The sequence below is a fragment of the Roseateles sp. genome, from assembly GCF_044373315.1.
Taxonomy (GTDB): domain Bacteria; phylum Pseudomonadota; class Gammaproteobacteria; order Burkholderiales; family Burkholderiaceae_C; genus JACDQM01.
The window spans coordinates 106,194-114,447 of sequence record NZ_JBILQK010000002.1; the positions used below are offsets into that span (position 1 = coordinate 106,194).

8 protein-coding genes are annotated in these 8,254 nt (G+C 64.2%); 2 read left to right on the top strand and 6 right to left on the bottom strand.

Annotated features, from left to right (window positions below):
• Nucleotides 1-22 precede the first annotated feature (22 nt).
• From ACIQ67_RS01230 to tolB, 5 genes are all read right to left on the bottom strand, one after another.
• Nucleotides 23-835, bottom strand: coding sequence for a ThiF family adenylyltransferase (locus tag ACIQ67_RS01230; RefSeq protein ID WP_397532518.1), 813 nt, complete (start codon nucleotides 833-835; stop codon nucleotides 23-25).
• Nucleotides 832-1,947, bottom strand: a complete 1,116-nt coding sequence (locus tag ACIQ67_RS01235; protein ID WP_397532519.1) for a YeeE/YedE family protein — start codon at nucleotides 1,945-1,947, stop codon at nucleotides 832-834. Before ACIQ67_RS01235 ends, ACIQ67_RS01230 begins: the two co-directional genes overlap by 4 nt.
• Before the next feature lie 94 nt (nucleotides 1,948-2,041).
• Nucleotides 2,042-2,839, bottom strand: coding sequence for a tol-pal system protein YbgF (gene ybgF / locus ACIQ67_RS01240; protein ID WP_397532520.1), 798 nt, complete (start codon nucleotides 2,837-2,839; stop codon nucleotides 2,042-2,044).
• A gap of 1 nt (nucleotide 2,840) precedes the next feature.
• Nucleotides 2,841-3,383 carry a peptidoglycan-associated lipoprotein Pal gene (gene pal, locus ACIQ67_RS01245; protein WP_397532521.1) on the bottom strand — a complete coding sequence of 181 codons (543 nt, stop codon included), beginning with the start codon at nucleotides 3,381-3,383 and terminating at the stop codon, nucleotides 2,841-2,843.
• 83 nt (nucleotides 3,384-3,466) lie between these two features.
• Nucleotides 3,467-4,768: a Tol-Pal system beta propeller repeat protein TolB gene (tolB, locus tag ACIQ67_RS01250; RefSeq protein WP_397532522.1), complete on the bottom strand. Its 1,302-nt coding sequence runs from the start codon at nucleotides 4,766-4,768 to the stop codon at nucleotides 3,467-3,469.
• 139 nt (nucleotides 4,769-4,907) lie between these two features.
• On the opposite strand from tolB, the gene ACIQ67_RS01255 reads away from it, so the two are divergent.
• A complete protein-coding gene (locus ACIQ67_RS01255; protein WP_397532530.1) occupies nucleotides 4,908-5,489 on the top strand; it encodes a peroxidase-related enzyme in 582 nt (193 codons plus the stop codon).
• Nucleotides 5,490-5,518: 29 nt separating this feature from the next.
• Nucleotides 5,519-5,944, top strand: a complete 426-nt coding sequence (locus tag ACIQ67_RS01260; protein WP_397532523.1) for a response regulator — start codon at nucleotides 5,519-5,521, stop codon at nucleotides 5,942-5,944.
• Between the two features lie 34 nt (nucleotides 5,945-5,978).
• Here the strand turns inward: ACIQ67_RS01260 and ACIQ67_RS01265 are convergent, their stop codons facing one another.
• Nucleotides 5,979-8,117, bottom strand: a complete 2,139-nt coding sequence (locus tag ACIQ67_RS01265; protein WP_397532524.1) for a methyl-accepting chemotaxis protein — start codon at nucleotides 8,115-8,117, stop codon at nucleotides 5,979-5,981.
• Between the last annotated feature and the right edge of the window lie 137 nt (nucleotides 8,118-8,254).

Here is an 8,254-nt window from a genome sequence, read left to right on the forward strand (position 1 = left end):
GAGCCTCAGATTATAGGCAAACTCAAGCCTTGTTCGCAAGATTTTTTGCCGACGCTCCCACAAAAATCTTCAGCATTTCTGCGGCAGCTGCCATGCCGAAGCTCGCGGTGACGGCAACACTGGAGCCATAGCCGTGGCAGTTCAGGCTGCCATCCGACTCGCCCTCAAACCCACAAGCCGCGTCCTGCGGCCGCAGCACCGCCTCGCGCGAGAACACGCAACGGACCCCCATACGACCCTGCCTGGCTGCGCCGTACTGCTTGCGCAAGCGCTGACGCAAGGATGCCAGCAAGGGATCATGGGTCAGCAGACCCAAGTCCTCTATCTCGATCGCGTGAGGCTGGCGCTTGCCACCCGCAGCGCCCACACCGACAAAGGGCAGGCCCGCAGCCATCGCCCAGGCGGCCAAGCATGCCTTGGCACGCAACTGATCACAGGCGTCGATCAAGCCATCGATCGACTGACCTTCCAACAAGCCAGGCCAGTTCTGTTCGTCAACGAATTCTTCGATGACGCGGACCTTGCAGTCGGGATGAATGTCAGCAATGCGCTGACGCAGCGCCTCGCCCTTGGCCATGCCCAGCGTCGAGCTGAGCGCCTGCACCTGGCGGTTGACATTGGATTCAGCGACATGATCGAGATCGATCAGGACCAGCTCCGCGACGCCCATCCGGGCCAAGGCCTCGACGGCCCAGGAGCCGACGCCGCCCAAGCCCACGACGGCAAAACGTCCTGCTCGCAGACGCGCGTAGTCAGCGTCTCCATAGAGCCGACGCAAGCCGCCAAAGCGCCGCTCAGCGTCAACCTCGCTCGGCGTCCGGGCCTCAGCGCTCACGCCATGCGCTCCAGCCGCCACATCTGGAATCGCAGGCTAGCCACAGCACCGACGATGATGCCGGCGAAAGCGACAAAACTGCCAAGACTCAGTGTCGACACGCCGGACAAGCCCTGACCCACAGTGCAGCCCATGGCCACAACGCCGCCCACACCCATCAACACGGCGCCGATGATGTGATTCGCGGTGTCCTCAACGCCGCGGAACGCCTCCCAGCGGAAGCTGCCCGTCAGCAGCGAATACAGCGTCGACCCAACAACAACGCCCAGCACAGAGACGATGGCCAGGGTCAGCACCTTGCTCTTGTCGCTGAAGTACATCAGCCAATCCATCGTGTAGGCCACAGGCGCGGTGAAGGTGAGTGATTCCATGCGCTGGTTGGTGCTGCCAAGAAACGCCTCCTCCAGCGTCTCCGGATGCTCAGCCAGATGTCCCATCACACCGGAAACCCACCAGAAGCCGACCACAAGAGCGCCCAACCCCAGACCGCCCAGCAGCACGTCCTGATTGCGTCCCTCAGCACGGAAAACAGCCCAGAGCACCAGCGCACCGCCAATCACGGCGCCAAGCAGCAAGGCCGCCTGCGCCTTGGCGAGCCCAAGCACCGGTGCCAGCATCGAGGGCAGGTCCTGACCGGTGGAAAGCTCAATGAAGACCTGATCAACTGTCGCGACCCGCGCGACGGCAGTCACGCCCTTCAGCGTCGCAAAGGCCGCAAAGCCCATCACCACGAACACCACCAGGGACTTCAGATTACCGGATCCGATGCGCAGCAAGGTCTTGTTGCCGCAGCCGGAGGCCAGCACCATGCCGAAGCCGAACAACAGCCCGCCAGTCAGATACGACAGCCACAACAGACGCGAGCCCGTGTAGATGCTCTTGCCCGCATCAATCCACCCAAGTCCCACCATGGTGTTGAAGCCCAGCATGGCTACACCGATGGCCAGCACCCACATGCGCATGCGGGCCCAATCGCCCATATTGACGATGTCAGCCACCGCGCCCATGGTGCAGAAGTGCGTGCGCTGCGCCACGGCGCCAAACAGCACGGCCAAGCCGAAACCGGCCCACAACACGTGCTGACCGAGAGAGATGATGTCGATATCCTGCATGTCGCGAATTCTAGAGGGCAAGAAAAACAAAGCCCCCGCCACAGCGGTGGCAGGGGCTTGCTGAACCAGCGCTGAGCGCCGTTTGGCCTTGCGCCTACTTCAAGGCGGCCAGTCGTTCCTTGGCGGCCTGAGCCGCATCGGTGCCGGGATAGGTCTTGAGCAGATCTTCAAGAGTGCGGCGTGCCCCCTTCACTTCCTTGAGCTCGATCTGGCAGTTGGCCGTCGCCAGCAGAGCCTCGGCGGCCCGCGGGTGAGTCGGGCTGGCCTTGATGAAGGCCCGGAAGGTCTCGATCGCTTCCTTGTAGTCGCGCTTGCCATAGTAGGCATTGCCGAGCCAGAAACGCACCGAGTCCACGTAGCCACTCGCGGGGTAGCGGCGCTGGAATCCGCCCAGCGCCGCGGCAGCCTCGACAAAGTCGCCGCGTCGCACCAGACCGATAGCGGCCTCGTACTGCCGCTTCTCATCCGGATCCACCTGGAACTCGCGCCCGTCCAGGGCGACCTTCTGTGGCTCCAAGGGACGCAGCCGCGCGTCAAGGCTCTGCGACTGGTCGGTCAACTTGCGTTGCGTGTCCGACAGATCGCGGGCCAATTGCTCGTTTTGGCCGCGCAACCGGGCCATCTCCGCGCGCAGCGTTTCGAGCTGGGCATTCAACTCCAGCAGGCTGCGACGCAACTGGCTGACTTGCTCGGCAAGCTGCCCGGTTTGTGCTTCAGCCGACTGGCGCTGAGCTTCGTCGAGCTTCTGAACTCGCGCACGCAGATCCAGGATGGCCCGGCGGGCCTCATCATCCTCGAACAATGCATGCGCGGGTCCGCCAGCCAGCAGGCCGGCTCCGGCCAAGGCCAACGCCAGGAACGGACGGGTGACGAATGCCCAGGCGGACCTCATCTCACTTGTCCTTCAGCTCGACGCGACGGTTCTTGGCCCACACAGCCTCGCCGCTGCCGACCTCAGCCGGACGCTCCTTGCCGAAGCTCACCGGTTCAATGCGCGCTGCATCCACGCCCACCAGTCCGAGCGACTTGGCAACGGCTTCCGCTCGACGCTGACCCAGGGCCAGGTTGTACTCGCTGCCACCGCGCTCGTCGGTATGGCCTTCCAGGCGCAGCGTCACCTTGGGATCCACGCTCAGGCGCTTGGCGTGCGCTTCGATGACATTCTGGTACTCAGACTTAACGACATAGCTGTCGTAGTCGAAGTAGACGACGCGCAGCTTGGACACTGCCTCGGCCGCCTGGGCAGCCAGATCCACCGTTTGCACCTTGGTCGTCGACGTCGGTGCGGTGTTCGCTCCGGTGCCCGTGCCGGTGCCGCCCGTCGCCGGTGTCACCACGCGGCTCTCGACAGGTGCCGGCTCATCCAGCTTGGTCGAGCTGCAGCCAGCCAGGGCAGCAGCGGCCAACAGGGCCAGGGCAAACTTTGGGTTCTTCATCACTCAGTCACTCCTCTAAAAAACAAGAAAGGGTCCGGACGGGGCCTTGAGCTTGCCGCCCAGGCCCAGCTTGGTTGCAGCATTCAGCGCCCAAACGGGCTCCAGGTGGGTTCACGCACATCGGCTTGGGTCGATACCAATCGCGCCTTGATGCGGCCATCCAATGTGCTGGTCATCAGCACATCGCGGCCACCGGAGCGGGTTGCATACACCAGCAGTCGGCCGTTGGGTGCGAAGCTCGGGCTTTCGTCATCACTGGTGTCGCTGATCACCCGTACCGCACCACTGCCCAGATCCATCACGCAGACCTTGAAGGCGCTGCCGCTGCGATTCACGTAGGCCAGCGTCCTGCCATCGGGACTGATCACCGGACTGATGTTGTAGCTGCCGCTGAAGCTCACGCGATCCGCGCTGCCGCCGGCCACCGGCATCCGGTAGATCTGCGGACTGCCACCACGGTCGCTGACGAAATACAGCGTCTGCCCATCAGGCGCGAACACCGGCTCGGTATCGATCGCCTGAGTCTGGGTCAGGCGCCGCAGGCCGCTGCCGTCGCGCCGGATCATGAAGAGCTGCGAGCCGCCATCGCGCGACAAGGTCAGCGCCAGTTGCTGCCCGTCAGGCGAGAAAGCTGGTGCGCTGTTGCTGCCGCGGAAATCGGCCAGTACACGGCGGCGCCCCGTGGAGAGGTCCTGCAGCCAGACCACGGCCTTGCGCGACTCGAAGGACACATAGGCCAGCTCACGACCGTCCGGCGCCCAGGCCGGCGAGATGATGGGCTCGGGGCTGGACAAGGCCACCTGCCCGCCCTCGCCGTCGGCATCGGCGATGCGCAGCGCGTAGCGGCTGCCCGCCTTGGTGACATAGGCCATACGCGTGGCGAAGATGCCGCGCTCGCCGGTCAGCTTCTGGTAGATGGTGTCGGCAATGCGGTGCGCTGCCAGACGCACGTCGTCGGGCGCCACGGCATGAGCCTCGCCGCCGAGGTCCTGGCCCTTGACGGCGTCCCAAAGCTTGAATCGAAGATCAACCCGGCCATCAGCCAGACGCATGGCAGAGCCAGCGGCCAGTGCGTCGGCTTGCCGACTGCGCCATTCGCTCCACACCGGCGCGATGCCTTCGTGCGGCCCGGGCGCTGCGTCGATGATGCGGAACTGGCCGCTGCGCTCCAGATCAGCACGGATGATGGCAGCCACCGGCTGGCCGGCACGGACCTCATCACGGAAGTCCGGAATCGCGATCGGCAGCTGACTGCCTCCGACGCCGGAGATCTCGACGCGAAACTGGGCCAAGGCAGGCAGGGCGAGGGTCGACAATGAGCCCCCCAGCCAGGCGCGGCGATTCAGTCGCGAAGCAAAAAACTGAGAAAAAGGTTGGGCGCGCATGCTCGAAGTTGTGCAGAACACACCAGAGCTGGTGCCTGGCGGTGCAGGCCGGTATTCTGCCCTAGCGACCATCGCCCCCGTGGCTATCATGGCTGGAAACCGTTTGAAACCAAGTGCATTGGACAAAGAGGACGCTCCGATGAATGCCATCAGCCGCTACCCCGTTCCCGCGTTGGACGCGTTGCCTGAAGATGTGCGCCAGCGCATTCTGGATGTGCAAGAAAAGGCTGGGTTCGTACCCAATGTCTTCCTGGCACTGGCGCGGCGTCCGGACGAGTTCCGCGCATTCCTCGCCTACCACGATGCCTTGCTGCTGCGGGATTCCGGCCTCAGCAAAGGCGAGCGCGAGATGATCATCGTCGCCACCAGCGCGGCGAACAGTTGCCTCTACTGCGTGGTGGCTCATGGGGCGATCTTGCGGGTCTATGAAAAAGCGCCGATGCTGGCTGACCAAATCGCCACCAACTACCGCAAGGCTGACATCTCACCTCGTCAGCGCGCGATGCTGGACTTCGCAATGAAGGTCTGCCTGAACTCGGCCGAGGTCGGCGACGCAGACTACGCCGGGCTGCGCGCCCAGGGCTTCAGCGACGAGGACATCTGGGACATCTGCTCGATCACCGCCCTGTTCGGCCTGTCCAATCGATTGGCCAACACCATCTCCTTGCGCCCCAACGATGAGTTCTATCTGCTGGGACGCATCCCACGCGCCAAAACCTGAACTCCGACAGCACCGGCGAACCAAAGGCAATGAGCTACGCCTCGAGCACCTCGGCAGCAAGCAGTCTGCGCGTGCTGGTCGCCGACGACATGCCGCTGAATCTGCGCGCAGCCGCGGCGCTGCTGAAGGCCCTGGGCCACGGCGGTGCGCTGGTCACGGACGGTCAGAAGGCCTTGAATGCCCTGGCTCAGCAGGCCTTCGATCTGGTGCTACTTGACGTCTCGATGCCAGGACTGAGCGGGCTCGATGTGTTGCGCGAGATCCGCGCCAAGGAGCTCAAAGGTGGGCCAAGGATGCCAGTCATCATCGTGTCCGGCCACGATCTGCCCGAGGACCGAGACCGCTTTCTCGAGGCGGGTGCAGACGGCGTTCTGGTCAAGCCGCTGCAGCGGATTGCGTTGTCTGCTGAAGTGCAGCGTGTGCTGACTGCCAGCAAACGCAGATGCGAGTGCTGAGAGCTTCTACCCGACTGCCAGTTCCAGCGTCCGTTCAGAAAGTCTCCCAGTCGCCGCCGGCATCCGCACTCGGGGTCGGAGCACGTTGCGCGCGCGGCGTGGGTGCTGGATGTGGGGCAACGCCTGCCGACTGCAGCTTTCGCGTTGCCGGCGGCGTCGGGCTCTGAGACGAGCCGCTCTCAACGCCCCCACCATCCACACGGACGCGCAGCTGCTTGAGAACCTGGGCCACCTGCTTGCCTGCCTCGACGAAGGGGGTTCCAGCGTCCAGCATCTTGCCTGCCTGTTCGTAGCGCTGCTGCATCAGCGCATCGGCCACCTTGCCGGCCTGCTGATGGAAATCGCGGTGCACGGCAATCAGCCGCACGAAGCTGGCCTCATGGCCCCAGCGTTTGCCGCCGACACCGTGGAGCCACTTGCCAAGCTGGCAGCAATCGTCGCGGCGGAGCTCATCAGCATTCACATTGAGCTTGCGCGACACCGCATTGCGCAAAGTCACGCGCCACTGCTGATGGGCCGCAAGAGCAGCTTCAAAATTGAGCTCTTCGGCAGTCCCACTGGACTGGAGGGCTTGGTTCTGCTTGCGCAGTTGCACCGCATCCTCCTCGGCCAAGGTCACATCGCGCTCGGTGAGCTTGAACACGCGGATTGTGCCGTGCACCACGGTCACCTGCGCATCCATGGACTTGGCTGCCGCCGACAGCTCTTCAACCATTGCAGCATTCTGCTGCGTCAAGGTGTCGAGCTGAGCCACCGCCTGACTGATCTGGCCAACACCGACTTCCTGCTCCTGCGCGGCACGACGGATTTCGTCGATCAATCCCGTGGTCTTCTCCACTGCAGCCAATGTTTCTCCCATGCGCTCCTGCGCAGCCTGGGTCTGGCGCGCGCCGTTCTCCACGCGGCCAATCGAGTCCTCGATCAGTTGCTTGATCTCGCGCGCAGCTCCGGTCGTTCGCTGTGCCAGCGCACGCACCTCGGACGCCACGACGGCGAAGCCGCGCCCCTGTTCGCCAGCGCGCGCCGCCTCGACGGCAGCATTCAAGGCCAGGATGTTGGTCTGGAAGGCCACGCCATCGATGACCTGGATGATGCTGCCGATCTTGCCGGAGGACTCAGCAATGTCCTTCATGGTCTCAGCAACAGCCTGCACGGCCTCATGGCTTCGCCGTGACAATGCAGCGGCTTCAGTCGCCAGGACGGAGCCCTGGTCTGCCATTTGTGTCGTCTGCTTGATAGTGCCACTGATCTCCTCCATGGAGGCGGCACTCTGCTCCAGGCTGCTGGCCTGGGACTCGGTGCGACCGGAAAGATCGATGCTGCCGGCCGCGATCTCCTGCGACGCGCCGCGCAGATTGGCGACCTCATGCCGCACATCGCGCACCACCGTCCGCACCGACACCGATAGCTGCGCCAAGGCCAACTCCAGCTCGCCCAGGATGCCTTGCGCCTCGACCTCCACCGTGCGCGTCAGGTCGCCTGAAGCCATGCGAAATGCCGCATCGCGAATCGCGTGCAGCGGCTTGATCAGCGTGCGTTGCGCCAGGATGCAGGCAATGCCGGCGCCAAGGGCTGCCACCACGAACGTCAACCAGCCAGGCGCCTCGAGTTGAGCGGAAATGGTGGGGCCGAGGGCGGCAGCGGCGATGCTGACATTCATCCACCCAAGCGGCCCCATCGTCAGCCACCGGCGCAAGCGCCCCAGCGCCGTGTCGATGCGCAAGCGTCCCGCCTCAAGCCGATGATTCAAGCGCCCTGCAGCCGCCTCGTCGCGCATCCGTGCATACAGTTGCTCGGCCTGCTCCACCTGGCCAGCCTGAGGCGCAGTCCGAACCGAGAGGAATCCAACGATGCGTTCACCGCTGCGCACCGGTGTCGCGTTGGCGTAAACCCAGTAATGGTCCCCGTTCTTGCGGCGATTCTTCACCATGCCAGACCAAGGTCGCCCGCCCTCGATGGTGGCCCACATGTCGCGGAAGGCCTCTTCCGGCATATCTGGGTGGCGGACCACGTTGTGCGGCTGACCCAGCAACTCTTCACGCAAGAAGCCACTCGCGTTGACGAAGTTGTTGTTGCAGTAGGTGATGCGCCCCTTGGGGTCCGTGACCGAGATCAGCGTCTGATCCGCTGGAAAGGCATAGGCCTTGCCGGTAACTGGTAGGTTTGTCCGCATGGGGTGGCATCCGCGCTCGTTGCAACTCCATCGAGCGCACAGCCACGCTGACTCAACAGCGCCCGCCACCCGACAACCAGACGCCAGATGGCGCCCTGCCCCTAGCATCACCGATGCGCGCCCCGGCACTGCGGGGA

Coding starts and splice junctions, on each gene's coding strand:
- ybgF (WP_397532520.1), bottom strand. CDS start 2,839: ATGAGGTCCGCCTGGGCATTCGTCACCCGTCCGTTCCTGGCGTTGGCC.
- tolB (WP_397532522.1), bottom strand. CDS start 4,768: ATGCGCGCCCAACCTTTTTCTCAGTTTTTTGCTTCGCGACTGAATCGC.
- pal (WP_397532521.1), bottom strand. CDS start 3,383: ATGAAGAACCCAAAGTTTGCCCTGGCCCTGTTGGCCGCTGCTGCCCTG.
- ACIQ67_RS01260 (WP_397532523.1), top strand. CDS start 5,519: ATGAGCTACGCCTCGAGCACCTCGGCAGCAAGCAGTCTGCGCGTGCTG.
- ACIQ67_RS01235 (WP_397532519.1), bottom strand. CDS start 1,947: ATGCAGGATATCGACATCATCTCTCTCGGTCAGCACGTGTTGTGGGCC.
- ACIQ67_RS01255 (WP_397532530.1), top strand. CDS start 4,908: ATGAATGCCATCAGCCGCTACCCCGTTCCCGCGTTGGACGCGTTGCCT.
- ACIQ67_RS01265 (WP_397532524.1), bottom strand. CDS start 8,117: ATGCGGACAAACCTACCAGTTACCGGCAAGGCCTATGCCTTTCCAGCG.